This is a genomic window from Sphingobacterium sp. UBA7631 (genome assembly GCF_002483935.1).
GTDB lineage: Bacteria > Bacteroidota > Bacteroidia > Sphingobacteriales > Sphingobacteriaceae > Sphingobacterium > Sphingobacterium multivorum.
Genome location: NZ_DLIX01000010.1, coordinates 383,082 through 399,678, shown reverse-complemented (window position 1 = coordinate 399,678; position 16,597 = coordinate 383,082). Strand labels below are relative to the sequence as shown.

13 protein-coding genes are annotated in these 16,597 nt (G+C 40.9%); 9 read left to right on the top strand and 4 right to left on the bottom strand.

All coding sequences use genetic code 11. The features are described 5' to 3' along the window. Nucleotides 1-4: 4 nt before the first annotated feature. Nucleotides 5-358 carry a hypothetical protein gene (locus tag B3P16_RS18085; RefSeq protein ID WP_070563983.1) on the top strand — a complete coding sequence of 118 codons (354 nt, stop codon included), beginning with the start codon at nucleotides 5-7 and terminating at the stop codon, nucleotides 356-358. Next, nucleotides 343-1,539, top strand: coding sequence for an oxygenase MpaB family protein (locus tag B3P16_RS18080; protein WP_286843805.1), 1,197 nt, complete (start codon nucleotides 343-345; stop codon nucleotides 1,537-1,539). Before B3P16_RS18085 ends, B3P16_RS18080 begins: the two co-directional genes overlap by 16 nt. Here B3P16_RS18080 and recR read toward each other — a convergent pair. Beyond that, on the bottom strand, nucleotides 1,536-2,150 hold the full coding sequence (gene recR / locus B3P16_RS18075; RefSeq protein ID WP_286843804.1) for a recombination mediator RecR: 615 nt from the start codon (nucleotides 2,148-2,150) through the stop codon (nucleotides 1,536-1,538). The two genes, B3P16_RS18080 and recR, sit on opposite strands and share 4 nt — an antisense overlap. Nucleotides 2,151-2,264: 114 nt before the next feature. Here recR and B3P16_RS18070 point away from each other — a divergent pair, with 114 nt between their 5' ends. The 6 genes from B3P16_RS18070 to B3P16_RS18045 all read left to right on the top strand — a co-directional run bounded on the left by B3P16_RS18070 (nucleotide 2,265) and on the right by B3P16_RS18045 (nucleotide 11,010). Then, nucleotides 2,265-2,969, top strand: a complete 705-nt coding sequence (locus B3P16_RS18070; protein ID WP_046673602.1) for a TIGR00730 family Rossman fold protein — start codon at nucleotides 2,265-2,267, stop codon at nucleotides 2,967-2,969. Nucleotides 2,970-3,180: 211 nt separating this feature from the next. Further along, nucleotides 3,181-3,738 carry an RNA polymerase sigma-70 factor gene (locus B3P16_RS18065; RefSeq protein WP_286769622.1) on the top strand — a complete coding sequence of 186 codons (558 nt, stop codon included), beginning with the start codon at nucleotides 3,181-3,183 and terminating at the stop codon, nucleotides 3,736-3,738. A 67-nt stretch (nucleotides 3,739-3,805) separates the two neighbouring features. After that, the gene (locus B3P16_RS18060) at nucleotides 3,806-4,945 is read left to right on the top strand and encodes a FecR family protein (protein ID WP_070563977.1); all 1,140 of its coding nucleotides are present in this window, start codon (nucleotides 3,806-3,808) and stop codon (nucleotides 4,943-4,945) included. Nucleotides 4,946-4,980: 35 nt separating this feature from the next. Continuing rightward, complete coding sequence (locus B3P16_RS18055; protein ID WP_286843803.1) at nucleotides 4,981-8,253, top strand: TonB-dependent receptor; 3,273 nt, start codon at nucleotides 4,981-4,983, stop codon at nucleotides 8,251-8,253. Nucleotides 8,254-8,271: 18 nt separating this feature from the next. Next, nucleotides 8,272-9,822, top strand: a complete 1,551-nt coding sequence (locus tag B3P16_RS18050) for a RagB/SusD family nutrient uptake outer membrane protein (RefSeq protein WP_286843802.1) — start codon at nucleotides 8,272-8,274, stop codon at nucleotides 9,820-9,822. Nucleotides 9,823-9,888: 66 nt separating this feature from the next. Beyond that, complete coding sequence (locus B3P16_RS18045; RefSeq protein ID WP_204991144.1) at nucleotides 9,889-11,010, top strand: acyltransferase family protein; 1,122 nt, start codon at nucleotides 9,889-9,891, stop codon at nucleotides 11,008-11,010. A gap of 561 nt (nucleotides 11,011-11,571) precedes the next feature. Here B3P16_RS18045 and B3P16_RS18040 read toward each other — a convergent pair. Next, nucleotides 11,572-13,032: an exonuclease domain-containing protein gene (locus tag B3P16_RS18040; protein WP_286843800.1), complete on the bottom strand. Its 1,461-nt coding sequence runs from the start codon at nucleotides 13,030-13,032 to the stop codon at nucleotides 11,572-11,574. 178 nt (nucleotides 13,033-13,210) lie between these two features. Between B3P16_RS18040 and B3P16_RS18035 the strand changes: the two genes are divergently transcribed. Beyond that, nucleotides 13,211-13,492: a GNAT family N-acetyltransferase gene (locus B3P16_RS18035; protein ID WP_112374089.1), complete on the top strand. Its 282-nt coding sequence runs from the start codon at nucleotides 13,211-13,213 to the stop codon at nucleotides 13,490-13,492. 65 nt (nucleotides 13,493-13,557) lie between these two features. Here the strand turns inward: B3P16_RS18035 and hutG are convergent, their stop codons facing one another. Continuing rightward, nucleotides 13,558-14,580 carry a formimidoylglutamase gene (gene hutG, locus B3P16_RS18030; RefSeq protein WP_286843798.1) on the bottom strand — a complete coding sequence of 341 codons (1,023 nt, stop codon included), beginning with the start codon at nucleotides 14,578-14,580 and terminating at the stop codon, nucleotides 13,558-13,560. Further along, complete coding sequence (locus B3P16_RS18025) at nucleotides 14,577-16,595, bottom strand: urocanate hydratase (RefSeq protein WP_112374142.1); 2,019 nt, start codon at nucleotides 16,593-16,595, stop codon at nucleotides 14,577-14,579. The genes hutG and B3P16_RS18025 overlap by 4 nt, the downstream gene beginning before the upstream one ends. Nucleotides 16,596-16,597: the final 2 nt, after the last annotated feature.

Below are 16,597 nucleotides of genomic sequence, written 5' to 3'. Positions count from 1 at the left end.
TAAAATGGCAGAAATTAGCATCAGAATAGCGATAGAAAAAGACAGTTTAATCATACCGTTCACCGATCAAGAGCTCCTACCATTCGTCGACAAACATCAGAAAGAAATCAATGATTACGTTATCGATCAATTGGAAGATAAAGATGGCGGCCCGCATTTAAGTGACTTTAGCGTCAACAGGCTGACTTTTTTTGCTGATCAGACAGGCGGCTCTTTTAGACTTCATTTTAAAATTGACCGTCAATTTTGCTGCAGTGATCTTTTATCTTGTCAAACGGATTATATAGACTTTAAATTCAATAAATCGAACAATACAATCACATTAACAGGAGGTTATATATCTTGGACAACTCAATAAAAGAGAGGCGAATACCCGAGCGTTATCAAGTTAATACAAGTTCATTTTCTTTCTATTGGTCGAGAGGTCTTGGCGTGGAATTGCTTCGCAAATTGCCGACTAAACCTTCGATCGCTGCTGCCGATCAATTTGTACCTTTACTCGATCAATTTGACAATAGCTGCGACCAGCTTGTCGAACAGCTCCACCTAAAAATTGGTTTCCCTCAAGGTCAACAACTGCTTAAAGATGCACTTGCAGGAAAGCCTATTGATGCCGCATACGAACCCATATTGCAGAATTTTCTACAGACATTGGATCTCAGTCCCTCTTGGTTAGATTGGGATAAAATAGAGCAAGGCATTGGCCTCAGCCAACGTTCGGGCTTATCAGGACTTGTCGTATTACGGGACTATGTCCTCATGGGGGGCTATGAATCCAGTGCCATCAATAAACCCCTAATTTTTACAGGTGCGTTAAAAAAAGGTGCTGTCAAAAGGCTCACCGAAACGGTCACCTTTTGGGTTGACGTCACAGGTAACAATGCACTGAAAAAGGGTAATATCGGCATTGAGGCCATCCTACTTACCCGATGTATCCATTCGTATGCTCGGTTAAATATTCTAAAGCACGGTCAGTGGCAAACAGAAAAATGGGGCATCCCTTTAAACACTTGGGATATGCTTGCGACCAACCTCGGATTCTCTCTTGTTTATCTAACAGGGCTAAAACGCATGAAATTCAATATATTGAAAAGCGAGGTTGATGGTTTATTCCATGTTTGGAAATTTATCGGGACATTGCTGGGCATTCCCACGCAATTGCTACCCGACAGTGAGGAGCAAGCTATTGAAGCGTTGTATTATTGGACGATGACCCAACAATCAAGAGATCAGGATAGTTTAGCCTTAGCAAAAGCGCTCATGGAAGAGCCCATTAAAGCAGCCTACCCCACAAACAAATGGGGACGAAAGCTTATGCGTGAAATTCATCTCTACTACAATCATTATCTATTGGGAGACTATTCGTGTTCATTACTTGGTTTAAGGAAAACGGTACTCGGTAAAATCGCTTATGTGAATATCTTAAAAAATAAAAAAGCAAATCATATGATCACCGACAGCCTATGGCGACAACAACAGATTGACAAAGGAAGAAAGATACACGAGGGTGTGAAACAAATCTATCTGAAATACAATTAACCAACATTGCGCTCGTAAGGCACCCGTGTCGCAATGGACCGTCCTAAGGTCAGTTCATCCACATATTCCAATTCACCACCAAAGGCTATACCGCGGGCAATGGTTGTAATTTTAACATCAAACTCACGCAATTTGCGATATAAATAAAAAATGGTGGTATCCCCTTCCATTGTTGCTGAAAGTGCCAGAATAACTTCATCCACCTCACCTCTTTGAATTCGATTGAGTAATCCCTCAATTTTTAGATCCGCAGGACCAATACCGTCCATTGGCGAAATTAACCCACCCAATACATGATATACACCTTGATAGGAATTTGTATTTTCAATGGCCATCACATCACGTGTATCTTCCACAACACAAATCAAGCTTTTATCACGTTTAAAGGAGGCACATATCTCACATATACTGTGATCCGAAATATTGAAACATTCCTGGCAATACTGAATATCTTCTTTCAAGCGATCAATAGCGGCTGTAAAACGGGCTACATCCGCATCGGATTGCTTCAGCAGATGCAAAACCAGTCGTAATGCTGTCTTTTGCCCTACGCCTGGTAGTTTTCCAAATTCAGCGACGGCATTCTCAAGAAGTTTAGAAGAAAAATTCATAATGCAAATGTAAGAATAATCAGAAAAAGTAGCTACTATTAAAAAAATAGCTATATTGTATTCCTTTTTGAAAAATTGGAATTTAGAATTAAATGTATAACGTTATATATGGACATTACAAAAGAAGATAAAATTATCCGCGCATTTGAAAACAAAACATGGCAGGAAATTAAAGTTAAGGACTCATGGCAGATTTTTAAAGTGATGTCAGAGTTTGTGGACGGATTTGAGAAATTGGCAAAAATTGGTCCCTGTGTATCGATATTTGGATCAGCACGTACGCCACGTGAACACAAATATTATCAAATGGCGGTCGATATTGCCAGTTTATTGACAGAACGCGGTTATGGTATTATCTCGGGCGGTGGACCTGGAATTATGGAAGCAGCCAATAAAGGTGCTTATGAATCCGGAGGAAAGTCTGTTGGTCTAAATATTGAATTACCATTTGAGCAGTTTCACAACAAATATATTGATCGCGACAAACTACTTGAATTCAAGTACTTTTTCGTCAGAAAAGTGATGTTCATGAAGTATTCTCAGGGTTATATTGTTATGCCAGGAGGCTTTGGAACCATGGATGAGCTTTTTGAAGCAATCACATTGATTCAAACCGGCAAAATTGCACGTTTTCCGATCGTGTTGGTTGGCTCTGAATATTGGAAAGGGTTGATGGACTGGGTTCAGAATACAATGATTCCTAACAAATATATCAGCGAAGAAGATTTGAAACTATACCGTATTGTCGATACTGCCGAAGAGGCTGCGGATCATATTTTCCGATTCTACGACAAATACTTGTTGAAACCAAACTTCTAAGAAGTACCCGTAAAAAAAGAGTACCTGAATCAACAGATACTCTTTTTTTTTGCCTATTTGCCCTCCCCTTGGTCTTTGTAAAATAGGTATTTAGCTGTTCAAAACCAGCTTTTACAGATTAAAGTTGCATTATTGCCAATTTAGTCCCTACATTTATAGCGCGATTCGCATTACACGTCGTTAACCGTAGAAAAACAAATTATTGTCTTGCATGAAAGATTTGGGAGGCCATTCAGATGAAGAGTTGATTGTATTGGTTCAACAAGACGATAGCTTAGCTTTCGAAGCTTTGTATGATCGGTATTGGAAAAAGCTTTATTACCAGGCTGCGCGCAAAACAAATTCGCTGGAAGACGCGCAGGAAATCGTACAAAACATCTTTACTTCGCTTTGGCTGAGACGCCATCAACTCCAAATTGAAAGCAATCTCGCCTCCTACCTCGCTGTGGCCGTTAAATACAAAGTCTTTAAATATCTGGCGCAACAATACAAGCAGGAAGCTTTTAAACACGATACGGAATGGGCCGATTTCGATAACTCGACGGAAGATTGGCTTCAGTTTGAAGAACTTCGAGTTCGGCTGGATCAGCTTGTTTCGGAACTGCCCGAAAAATGCCAGCTTGTTTTCAAATTATCCCGCGAAGAAGGACTCACTTATAAACAGATCGCTGAGCACATGAACATCTCTGTGAAAACGGTCGAAACCCAATTAAGCCGTGCCTTAAAAAAAATACGCGCTGGTATTCAGCGCTTTCTGATTACTTTGTGATTTTTTTTCTCTACTTGTCAGGGTATCAACCCAATCTAGGGACTCTATATATAAATAACCCCTAAATATGGTTGATCATAATCAATTCCGGATAAAGCAATTGGCTTACAAATGGCTTCAAGGCACATGTACCCCTGAAGAGGAAGCCGAATTGCAAGAGTGGTATGAAACAAGTAATGGCGAACCTCTCCCTATTCCTGAGGGGCTGGCAACCGATGAACAACAACTCAAAGAGCTGTTATTTTCCAATATAAAGCAGGAAATCCAAGCGTCAAAAATCAGGCGAATTCCGCAACGGGTGAAGTTGGGTGGAATAGCTGCTGCTTTGGCACTGTTGTTTATATTACCCCTTTACCTTGTTAAAAGAACATCTGGAGATAGCCAGCGGGTAGCCGTGAAGATGCAACAACAGGTTCACCCGGGCATTAAGGCGGCCGTATTAACTTTAGCCGATGGAACTAAAATTGATCTTTCTGCCCAGCAACAGAGCGTTCTCCATCAGGATGAACAGGTGAAAGTAATTACGACTGCTTCCGGAACCGTGCAATATCAATTTACAGCCAGTAGGAAAACTGCTACAAGCCGTACCAATACCATTGAAACCCCGATTGGAACAGAGTATACGATCATTTTGGCCGATGGCAGTAAGGTGTGGCTAAATGCTGGATCCGTGCTGACGTTTCCTGAATCTTTTGCGTCGAATAGCCGGGAAGTAAAATTATCTGGGGAGGGCTATTTTGAGGTCAGCCACGATAGCAAGCGCCCCTTCTATGTGCGATCCAATGAACAGACCATTCGTGTATTCGGAACCCATTTTAATGTACGCTCTTATCCAAATGAAAACAATAAAACCACACTTATAGCCGGTTCTGTACAAGTCTCGCAATTCGGTAAGTCAAAAATGCTGAAACCTGGTCAAGCAGCATTTACCACTGGCGGGAATCTTATCGTAGCAGAAGCCAATATCGAAGAAGCAATGGCCTGGAAAAATGGTTTTTTCTATTTCGAATCGACACCCATTAAAGATGCGCTTGCCGCCATAAAACGCTGGTATAATGTGGATATCGTGTATAAAGGAACAAATGAAAAGCGTGAACTGACAGGTAAGATAAAACGCAATTCAACTGCCCAGCAACTGGTTGAGACCCTCAACTTTCTGGATATAAAATGCCGATTGGAAAACAATAAAATTGAAGTTGAACTCTAAATTATCTAATATAAAACAAACTTACCCAACTAATTATGCACAAACTTAAAACCATCCAAGGGGCTGGTAAAAAGGCAAAACTATTTGCTGCTTTACTTGCTATCCAATGCGTTTCCCATGCAAATAATTTGGCGATGGCGAATGTAAACCAATCTAAAATCAAGTTACAAGACAAGGAATACACTTTGGCAAAGTTTGCTAAAGAAATCGAGCGTCAGAGTTCTTATGTGTTTCTGTACGATAACTCACAGATTAATGATAACCAAAAAATCCGCATAAACCATAAAGATGGTTCTATTGTTGAAATTCTGGATGACAACCTGAAAGAGCTGTCGTATTCATACAAAATTGTCAACAACACCATTGTCCTAAAAAAGAAAATAAATGACATACCTTTAAGAAACACGATCAATATACAACAGCTTGTCAAAGGGCGCGTTACCGATGGCGACGGTAAAGCATTAACAGGGGTCACCATCCGCAATACAACAACAGGTAAACAAACGGAAACAGACAGTAAAGGTGAGTTTTCTATTGAAGCGACTACTACCCATCAACTCAGCTTTAGTTCAATAGGTTATGAGACTATCAGTAGTACGGTAGGTTCCAATAGTTACCTCAATATACAGCTAAAAACTGCCAACAACCAACTGGAACAGATCGTTGTGGTCGGTTTTGGAACACAGAAGAAAAAAGACATCACGGGAGCCATTGCAACCATGAGTACAAAAGATATTGAAGATCGCCCTGTGACCCAATTAGCGAGTGCTATGGAGGGCAAAATGGCGGGGGTGGAAATTGTAAAATCTTCCGGACAACCTCAAGCTGGCTTCTCTATTCGCGTTCGCGGAACTTCAACAATTACTGCAGGTAGCAATCCATTATACATTGTAGATGGTGTTCCTACTGAAAACATATCGGAGCTCAATCCATCCGATATTCAAAGCATTTCTGTATTAAAGGATGCTGCTTCAGCCGCTGTCTATGGATCTTCTGGCGCAAATGGCGTTGTATTGATTACAACCAAAAGAGGAACAAACGGTAAGACACAGGTAAATTTCGAAACCTATCAAGGATTTTCAGGCATCAGAAAAAAGCCTAGTGTTCTAAATGCGGCACAATATAGAGAATTAATGACTGAGATGGGAGAAGCCTTGGATTGGTCGAAATATACCGCTGATACAAACTGGCCAGATCAGCTATTCCGCACCGGTCACAGCCAAAAATACCAGGCTTCAGTACGCGGTGGAGATGAAAAGACAGGGTTTTACATCTCGGGATCTTATCAAAAAGATAATGGTACGGTCATCACAAATACAGTAAACAAGGTCAATTTCAAGGTTAATTTGGATCATCAGATCAATAAAATCTTTAAGGTGGGGACCAGCTTATCGTACAACCGTTGGTACGACGTGGATATTACCGAGAACTCCCGAAATGGAGTCATCATGAATGCTTATCTGGGCTCTCCAGTAATCGGAATATATGGCGACAAAGGTGCTTTCACAGTAGATCCATTCTATACAGATCTTGACAACCCCGTTGCATTGGCAACAGGCAACGAGCACAGCTATATCAACAACAGATTTACAGGAAATGCCTTTGTGGAAGCCAATATCCTACCTGGATTAAAATTCAAATCGCTGTTTGGGTATGAGAAATTTAACAACCAGTACCGCAGTTTCGTAGATCCTTTTCGTACAACGGAAGGTCGAAAATATAAGGGTATGGCAACGCTCCAGCAGCAGGACAATCAGTATTGGATGTCCGAAAATACATTAAACTATAATAGAACCTTTAGTGACAAGCACCATTTTACAGGCTTATTAGGCTATATTACAACGAAAACACAAACAACAACCTCAAATATTGCTACGCAAAATTTTGCTAATCCAGCAATCCACACGGTCAATGGTGGTTCGATGATCACAGCGATGCCTACGGCAGTAGACGCCGCTGTATCCACTGTATCTGGCATCGCAAAAATTGGTTATGATTATAACGACAAGTACCTATTTACAGCAAATCTGCGGGCTGACGCATCATCTGTATTTGGCCCAAATAACCGCTGGGGCTACTTCCCTTCTTTCTCTGCCGGTTGGCGTTTATCCAATGAAGATTTCTTCAGTTCGCTGAAAAACACCGTAAACGATTTGAAAATCCGTGCGAGTTGGGGTAAAGTTGGAAATAGCCAAATTCCGGCCTTTTCCTATCTCGGTTTAGTCGACGTGACAGGATCATATAACATCGGCGACCAAGTTGTACCCGGTTATACGCCTGCTACCCTGGACAATCCCAATTTAAAATGGGAAACAACAAATCAGACCGATATTGGTGTGGATGCCAGTTTCTTTAATTCGAGATTGATATTTGGTGCAGATTATTATGCAAAAAGGACTGTAGGCCTACTTCTCAGCTCAAGGGTTCCGTACAGTTCGGGCTATAGAACTGCGCTGAAAAACTTAGGCGACCTACAAAATAGAGGTTTTGAATTCGAATTGAGTAGCCGAAATTTCGTTCACGATTTCAAATGGAATACAACTGTGACCTTTGGGCTCAATCGCAATAAAGTCCTGAATATTGATGGCGGAACCTATTATGACGGAAATATCGATGGTCGGGGTAATAGTACGATTGCAAAAGAAGGCGTTGCATTGGGGTCCTTCTGGGGCTATATCGCAAAAGGCGTCAATCCAGAGACCGGAGATATGATCTATCAGATGGCTGATCCGGAAGCAGGTCTTCAAACGAGTGATATGGCTATCATCGGGAATGCTACACCAAAATTCTCTTATGGCATGACCAATGATTTCAGCTATAAGAACTTCAACTTTTCCTTTTTCTTACAGGGGGTACAGGGAAATGATATCCTTAATGCGACGCGTATTTATACAGAAGGTATGTGGGAACCGAGAAACCAAAGTGTTGCCGTGTTAAACAGATGGACTGTTGATAACAACAACAGTACTATGCCACGTCCGGATCTAAACAATACAGATGACAACTACAATTCACAAATTTCCTCCCGTTTTGTAGAGAAAGGTTCTTACCTCAGGGTAAAATCGATGACCCTGGCCTACACGCTACCTAAACAAGTGCTTGAAAGATGGAAGCTCAATAAGGTCCGTTTTTATGTGACGGGCGAGAATCTGTTAACATTCACCAAATACTCAGGTTTGGATCCTGAGGTAAGCATGTATGGGGGAACTAATCAGCAAACCGTGAGCTCCAATATGGCGCCCGGTATCGATTTTGGTACTTCGCCGCAGGCACGCACCTTTATTGTTGGTTTAAACCTAACTTTTTAACCTTTTAGCTTACAAAAAATGAAATCAACTAGATATACTTCATTGGCCATAGCCTTATTGACATCGCTTACTCTAAATTCCTGCAAAAAGTTTTTAGATCTTCAGCCTACCTCCACGGTAACGAGCGAAAATGCCTATCTCACAGGAGACAATATTGAGAAAGCATTAAACGGAGCCTATAATTCTTTTATAGGCAATGGCACTCGTCCAGGGAGCAATGCCAATTATTATCAATGGGAAATGATTCTGCAAACAGATATTCGCTCTGATAATGCCCATGCTGCCGGTGGTGGCGAAATAGATTTTGCACAAATTGACTATAATAACATCACCAATACCAATGAAATGGTACGCAGGGACTGGGAAGAACTGTATGGAGCAATCTCAAAATGCAATATCGTTATTGACAACGTTGATAAGGTCACAGATCCTACTTTTTCGGATGAAAGACGCAAACAAATTCTTGGAGAAGCTTCATTTTTAAGGGCCTTCCATTATTATCAATTGGTCAAGCTTTATGGTGGTGTGCCCTTGGAAAAACACTCCAACAGTACAGATGCAGAAGTATTACGCATCAAGCGATCAACTGTAGCCGAGGTTTATGATTTTATCGATTCGGATCTGCAAGTTGCTGCAAACAACCTACCCGATGGATTTGGGCAACCTTCCATTGACAAGGTCAGAGCAACAAAAGGGGCTGCAAATGCCTTACTGACCAAGATATGGGCACAACGCCCTGATCGAGATTACAATAAGGTATTGCAATACGCCGATGCAGTGATCGCTGGAAAAGGTGGTTACCAGCTCCTTCAAAACTATGCGGATCTTTTTGACGGCAAACACAACTATAATAGTGAATCTATCATTGAGATTCCCTATATCGCCGGCAGTCCCAATCTAAGCTGCTGGGGTGGCGCATTCTTTTTCCCGGATCTTGATGAAAATGGCAAAATCAACGAAAACGAATGGCGCCGATATGGAACACCATCGAAAGATCTTGTCGAAGCTTATGACAATGCTGGCGACACCGAACGAAAGAACGCCAACATTTGGTTCTATTCAGTTCCTTGGGCGGATGAATTTTGGAATCCCTGCGGAGATGCAGCGACAGAAATCCCATTTAACGTAAAGCAAAAACATGCCAACAGCTTCCAAAGTGGCGATCATTTTTACCTTTTACGACTTGCGGACATCATTCTGCTCAAAGCAGAAGCTCAAAACGCACTGGGAAATACTTCAGGGGCAATAAATACCCTTAATGTCATCCGTCATCGCGCAGGGCTCGCCGATTTATCCGGTATCAGCTCCAGTGCCCTAAAGGCCATCATTCTCAACGAGCGCCGATTAGAACTAGCTTTTGAAGGGCAACGGTGGGATGATTTAAACCGTTATGGTGTCACAATAGATGTGATGAATAAATTAAATGAAATCAAATTTACATGCGATAACGGCAAGCAGAGTAGCCCTACGTTGATTAAGTATAATTTTAACCAAAATAGCCTGCTCCTTCCAATACCATTATTGGAACTGCAGGCAAACCCGAGCCTGACTCAAAATCCAGGCTATTAATTAGACCAAGCATAGGCTGTTCAATGGAGTATCCTTGAACAGCCTTTTTTACCAATACACTTTATTATGACTCGTTTTAAATCACTGGATATTTTCCGTGGGTTTACACTCGCGGCTATGATTCTCGTCAATAATCCTGGCAACTATCATCATGTGTTTCCTCCACTTGAACATTCCATCTGGCATGGATGCACGTTTACAGATCTTATATTTCCATTTTTTTTATTTGCTGTCGGAAACTCCATGGCATTTTCTTTAAAAAACAGCGACCAGCTAGCACCCGTACCTTACTGGAATAAAATTCTCAAGAGAACAATCATCCTTTTTCTACTTGGTCTGTTTTTAAATATTTTCCCCTTTGTGGAATGGAATAGTCTTCACCAGCTCGAGTGGATTCCCTTTGCCAAGTACAGGTATTTTGGGGTGCTGCAACGTATTGCAATCTGCTATTTCAGCACGGCAATGATACTATACTATTTTAGGGCTAAAGGTGCTGCAGTTATTAGTATCTTCCTTCTACTCCTCTATTGGCTAATTTGCTATTACGGTAATCCTGCAGATCCTTACAGTCTGGAAGGTTGGTTTGGAACGACACTGGATATCCGAGTCTTTGGTGCATCCCACCTCTATCACGGCGAAGGAACAGCATTTGATCCAGAGGATGTCTGGAGCGTATTTCCGGCCATCAGTCAAACGATATTCGGGTATATCACAGGAAAATACATTATTCAAAAACTGACCGGCAAAAGTGAACTGATGAACCTATTTGTCGTAGGCCTGGTCTTTATTTTAGTGGGCTATCTATGGTCATTTGCTTTTCCTATTAATAAGAAAATCTGGACCAGCAGTTACTGCGTATTCACAACGGGTATTGCCATCTCTTTTCTTGGTATATTAATCTATCTCATCGAATTTCAAAACATCAGAGGGATATTTTATACTGTCTTTGACGACTTCGGCAGGAATACACTATTTATCTATTGTCTTAGCGGACTAATCCCTACGATTTGTTCATTTATTCTCATTGGGGATAAACATCAAAACCTTTGGAACTTTAGCTATCATTTCCTGTTTGATGGTTGGCATAATCAACAATTATCCTCCGCCCTATTTGCATTGCTATTTGTCGCTTTGAATTGGTTGATCGCCTATTATTTACGAAAGAAAAATATCTATATCAAAATCTAGGTCAAGGTATCTTTGGGTTAAAATAAGCGAATCTGAATTAGGAATAAAAAAAAGGGCCAAAGGCCCTTTTTATATATAAAGATATGGATAAGATATACCGCAGCTACTTTTAGAAAACGCCCCATCTTTGTTTTACTAATTCCGCTATTACAGTACGCTGACACTAAAGTAACTTAAACTAACTATAGAGAGAAAAAACTTAGGGGGACAAAAGGGGGACAAATATTAATCAATTGAAAACCAATAAATTGAAACATACACTTCAAATAAAAAAAAACACTGATTTATTTTGAATAATCAAAATAAAAGGAATACTTCACCTAAAATTCTTGTTCGGAAATATAAAAAAAAGAAAACCTGAGGTTGGGAGCCCCAGGTTTTTAACTAACCAATTATTAACCTAAATTATGAAAAGTCTTTTTTAATATTCTACACAAAGAATATTTCAACTATTGGACCAAAATCGCGCGCGATTTGCGATTTCACATTTCTTTAACAGATTACTGAGATTGAAATGACTAAACGGAAAAAATTCCTAAAATATAAATTGAAAATATGCTGTTAATAGAAATTAAAAAGACTATTCGGGGCCAATTTCTCGTAAGAGAAAGTGGGCTCTGCCGCAACGTCAGGTAAAATCTTTGATTTTGTTAAGAAATGTACTTTAGCGGGATGTCTTTCTGCTGCCATTTTGACCAATTCCATCATGTAGTGATTGCTCTGATATTTTTTAACTTGTCCTTTTATATCTTCAAACTCGTTGTACTGGCCGTATTGATCTATATATCCCATTCCATAAAAAACGCCATTTTCAATAACAATGCAACTTTTTTCATCGGAATTACGTCCTTTATCGATCAATACAAAGGATGGTTGCTGTTTGAGCCAATCCTCAATACAACGTTCCACCCGGGTATTGTGTAGGTCTCGATCGGGCAATTCGGTCTTCTTGATGGATTTCGTAGACAAACTGGCGTGCCCAAACTGACAAAATTGCGGATTAATAGCGCCATGCTGAATAAAGCTTTGCAGCAACTGAATAGCGTCATATTCACGCTGAAACAGCTGAATACATGCTTGTCCCCTTGTCGTCTTCCCTATAGCCAGATGGAGATAGCCATTTTGGTCCTCATAAGAAAATAAACCGAATTTAGGCTCATACCGTTTAAGTGCCCTATTATATTTTGGCCAGAACTTTTTAATTTCCGCACATTCCAATAACAATGACATCAGCTCAGTTCCGCAGCACTCATAACTTATATGATGAATTTCTTTTAAGAAATGTTGCCTTTGCGCTTGAATATTATTCCCTGTAAAATGGGACAATACTCTTTTTTTTATATTTACAGCCTTGCCAACATAAATTACTTTTCCAGCTTTGTCATGAAAATAATAGACCCCGGGCTCATTGGGCAATTGTTCATATTCCAAGGGATTTAAATGCGGTGGAAAACGTTGGTCTAGCGCTTTATGTTTAATCATATCCTGAAATACCTGTTCGGTATCCAGCACTTTCAAATAAGCAAAGAGAATGGCTGTTGCATCGGCGTCGCCACCCGCACGGTGTCTATTTTCAATTGGGATATCTAAATAATCACATAGACGTCCCAAACTATAGGACAATAATCCGGGCTTGATTTTTCGGGCATAGCGTACTGTACATAATTTTATTGCTGACCACTCGAAGCCCGATTCCTGAAGCTGAAACCGAATGAATGAATAATCAAAGTTTACATTATGCGCAACAAAAATACGGTCTTTGAGCATTCCATAAATGTGTTCGGCAACTTGATCAAATAATGGAGCATCTTTCACCATATCATTGTCTATTCCCGTAAGCGCAAAAATTGAATTTGGAATTTCTTTCCCTGGATTAACCAAGGTCTCCCAACGTTCCAAAACCTGGTTACCATCATGAATAACAATGGCAACTTCGGTGATCCGGCTCGATTTTGCATGGCCACCTGTAGTCTCTATGTCCACAATGGCAAATTCTTGTCTTTTGCTTTGATTTACACTCATAACGCAAAGCAAACATACTAAAAATATTAGCTATTTAAAAGAATCACTGCAATTTTACAAAACACAAAAGCGAATTATGCCATCTAACTGGTAAAACAGCTGTTTTTCTCAACTAATGTCATGTTATATATTGCTGGATTTTGTTTAATTTGTACTTTTCATTCATTAAATCATGCTCATGGAAGTAATACAAAAAAATGACGATAAACATGGTAGCTTTGAGGTTATCGATCAAGGAAAATCAGTTGCGCAAATGACTTATACCTGGGCTGGCCCCACAAAATTCATTATAGACCATACGGAAGTAAGTTCTGAATATGCAGGAAAAGGGCTAGGTAAACAGCTATTGATGGCGGCAGTGACTTATGCACGTCAAGAAAATTTAAAAATTATGCCTTTATGTCCTTTTGCAAAATCAGTTTTTGATAAGGATCCGACATTGGCCGATGTGCTTTTTTAAGGCCTCGACCAATATGCAGAAAGATGGTTAGATTGCTGTCGCAATTTACCCATCTTTTTTTCTGTTTATCTACTGGCTAGTTGCTGATCAAATTTAATGGCAAGTTTGTTTATCAACTTGAAGATCAGATCAGCTGTTAATTTCGCCGTTCTAGAATCGATATCAAAATGGGGATTAAATTCAGCAAAATCGACAGATTTTAAGTTGGGCAGATCCAGTAGAATATCGTAGATCGTAAAGAACAAATGATCGGGCACTATACCGTTAAATGCCAATGCACTTACTCCCGGCGCATAAGCTGCAGCGAAAGCATCAAGATCAACCGTCAAATATACATAATCTACTGATTTGGCAAAACGTACAATTTTGTCGCGAATGAAATCAAGTTTCTCAACGACCAGACTCTCTCGCCCTATAATCTGTACTTTCTTCGCTTTGGCATAGTCGAGCAATCCTTTGGTATTACTAATTTCTTGAATACCAATTGCCAGGTAATGAAATGGCAAACCTGCATTAGACTGGTCCTGCTCGATTTGATAGAAGCCCGTTCCCGAATTCCCTTTGCCGTCCTGCAATGGACGGATGTCTAAATGGGCATCCAAATTAATAATGCCTAGACTTTGATCACGGCTCTTAAGAAATTCTTTAACACCCAAATAATGGCCATAGGTTACTTCATGGCCGCCACCCAAGATGACTGGAAATCCTTCTTGTTCAAGAATACAATTTAAGGCAGAACCTAAACCCTGCTGCGACAGCTCTAAATCACTGTCTTTTATCAATATATCACCACAATCTTTAAGTTGTAATTTATCTGTAAAATGTACAGGAAGGTTTGTTAAGACATTCCGAAGTGCTGTGGGTCCGTCCTTGGCTCCTACACGACCTTGATTGCGTCCGACCCCCTCATCGCTACAGAATCCCAGAAAAGCGAAGGACTGTCTTAAATCAGGCTGCTCGAGAAGATCAACACAATCCATTAATTGATGCCAACGCATCCATTCACGATCCTGGCCATCGGTACGCCCCTTCCATACCGCTTGGTCACCTTTACTATATATTTCTGGATTATTCAACAAAAAGTTCATTCGCTCTGATCAAATAATTGTTCAATAATATCGTCATCTACAAGTTGCGCGCGCGTAACTTGCAATGTTGTGTTTCTCTCCATTGCTCGATCTAGCGCCTGATTAGCTTCCTTATTTCTAGCCCAAGCGCGCCTAGCAATCCCATTATTGACATCAAAATACAACATCTTTTCCAATTTAACAGCTGCTTCTTCAGAGCCATCTAGTAGTAGACCAAAGCCTCCGTTGATAACCTCACCCCAACCGACTCCACCGCCATTGTGGATAGAGACCCAGGTAGCCCCCCGGAAACTGTCTCCGATGACATTATGAATTGCCATATCTGCTGTAAATTGACTGCCGTCGTAGATATTGCTTGTTTCCCGATAAGGTGAATCGGTACCGCTCACATCATGATGATCTCTTCCCAATACAATAGGTGCTTCAAACAAGCCACTTTTTACAGCGTCATTAAAAGCCTTTGCTATCGCAATGCGTCCATTGGAATCTGCATAAAGGATACGTGCCTGAGAGCCTACCACAAGTCTATTTTTTCCAGCTTCTTTAATCCATTGTATATTATCTTGCATCTGCTGCTGAATCTCCGTTGGGGCTTCTGTTCGGAGATTTTCCAAAACTGTCATGGCTATTTCGTCTGATTTTTGAAGATCCGAAGCCTTTCCAGACGTACAAACCCAGCGAAAGGGTCCAAAACCATAGTCGAAACACATTGGGCCAAGAATATCTTGTACGTAAGATGGGTAGCGGAATTGATCCTTATCGTCATTCCATACCGCTGCACCAGCGCGACTGCTTTCCAATAGAAATGCATTACCGTAATCAAAGAAATAGGTTCCCTTGGATACATGCTTATTGATGGCATCGACATGCCGTATCAAGCTTTCTTGTACGCATTGCTTAAATCGATCAGGATCACTCGCCAATAAAGCATTCGATTCTGCAAAGGTCAGCCCCATCGGATAATAGCCTCCAGACCAAGGATTATGTAAAGATGTCTGATCAGATCCTACAGTGACGTGGATATTTTCGCGATCAAAAGCCTCCCACACTTCGACAATATTACCGATATAGGCAAAAGATACGGTCTCCTTTTGATCCATCGCCGACTGTACCTGTTCAACGAGCTCATCGATGTTTTCGATCAATCGGTCTACCCAACCTTGTTCATGCCGTTTTTTTGCAGCAGCGGGATTTATTTCAGCGCATACGGTGATACATCCGGCAATATTACCTGCTTTAGGTTGTGCGCCACTCATTCCCCCCAAGCCCGAAGTTAAAAATACTTTACCTTGAATTGTATCATTTGCTGTCAAATGTTTTCGGAAAGCATTCATGACCGTAATTGTGGTACCATGCACAATACCCTGGGGACCAATATACATATAAGAACCTGCTGTCATCTGTCCGTATTGTGTAACACCTAAGGCATTAAAACGTTCCCAGTCATCCGGTTTCGAATAGTTTGGAATCATCATGCCATTCGTTACAACGACACGTGGTGCATGTTGTGACGACGGGAAAAGACCCATCGGATGACCACTGTAGAGATGTAAAGTTTGCTCATCTGTCATCTGAGAAAGATACTGCATGGTGAGCCGATATTGAGCCCAATTTTGGAAAACAGCTCCATTCCCACCATACGTAATCAGTTCATGGGGATGTTGGGCTACAGCCGGATCAAGGTTATTCTGAATCATCAACATAATCGCTGCCGCCTGCTTACTCCCTGCTGGATAGTCAGCTATCGGTCGAGCGTGCATCGCATATTGGGGCCTAAAGCGGTACATGTAGATTCGGCCGTAACTACGGAGCTCCTCTAAAAATTCAGGTGCTAAAACGGTATGCCATTGTTTGGGGAAATAGCGTAATGCGTTCCGTAAAGCCAGCTTCTCTTCCGACCGGGTGAGAATATCCTTTCGTCGGGGGGCATGACTTATGGTATGATCTCGCTCTACTTTTGGGGGCAATACGGTCGGAATACCTTCCGCCACCTCGTTCTTAAATGTATCTTCCATGT

Excerpts from the sequence above, each read along its gene's own strand:
- recR (WP_286843804.1), bottom strand. The coding sequence starts at position 2,150 with ATGAATTTTTCTTCTAAACTTCTTGAGAATGCCGTCGCTGAATTTGGA.
- B3P16_RS18085 (WP_070563983.1), top strand. The coding sequence starts at position 5 with ATGGCAGAAATTAGCATCAGAATAGCGATAGAAAAAGACAGTTTAATC.
- B3P16_RS18040 (WP_286843800.1), bottom strand. The coding sequence starts at position 13,032 with ATGAGTGTAAATCAAAGCAAAAGACAAGAATTTGCCATTGTGGACATA.
- B3P16_RS18045 (WP_204991144.1), top strand. The coding sequence starts at position 9,889 with ATGACTCGTTTTAAATCACTGGATATTTTCCGTGGGTTTACACTCGCG.
- B3P16_RS18065 (WP_286769622.1), top strand. The coding sequence starts at position 3,181 with ATGAAAGATTTGGGAGGCCATTCAGATGAAGAGTTGATTGTATTGGTT.
- hutG (WP_286843798.1), bottom strand. The coding sequence starts at position 14,580 with ATGAACTTTTTGTTGAATAATCCAGAAATATATAGTAAAGGTGACCAA.
- B3P16_RS18060 (WP_070563977.1), top strand. The coding sequence starts at position 3,806 with ATGGTTGATCATAATCAATTCCGGATAAAGCAATTGGCTTACAAATGG.
- B3P16_RS18025 (WP_112374142.1), bottom strand. The coding sequence starts at position 16,595 with ATGGAAGATACATTTAAGAACGAGGTGGCGGAAGGTATTCCGACCGTA.
- B3P16_RS18050 (WP_286843802.1), top strand. The coding sequence starts at position 8,272 with ATGAAATCAACTAGATATACTTCATTGGCCATAGCCTTATTGACATCG.
- B3P16_RS18035 (WP_112374089.1), top strand. The coding sequence starts at position 13,211 with ATGGAAGTAATACAAAAAAATGACGATAAACATGGTAGCTTTGAGGTT.
- B3P16_RS18055 (WP_286843803.1), top strand. The coding sequence starts at position 4,981 with ATGCACAAACTTAAAACCATCCAAGGGGCTGGTAAAAAGGCAAAACTA.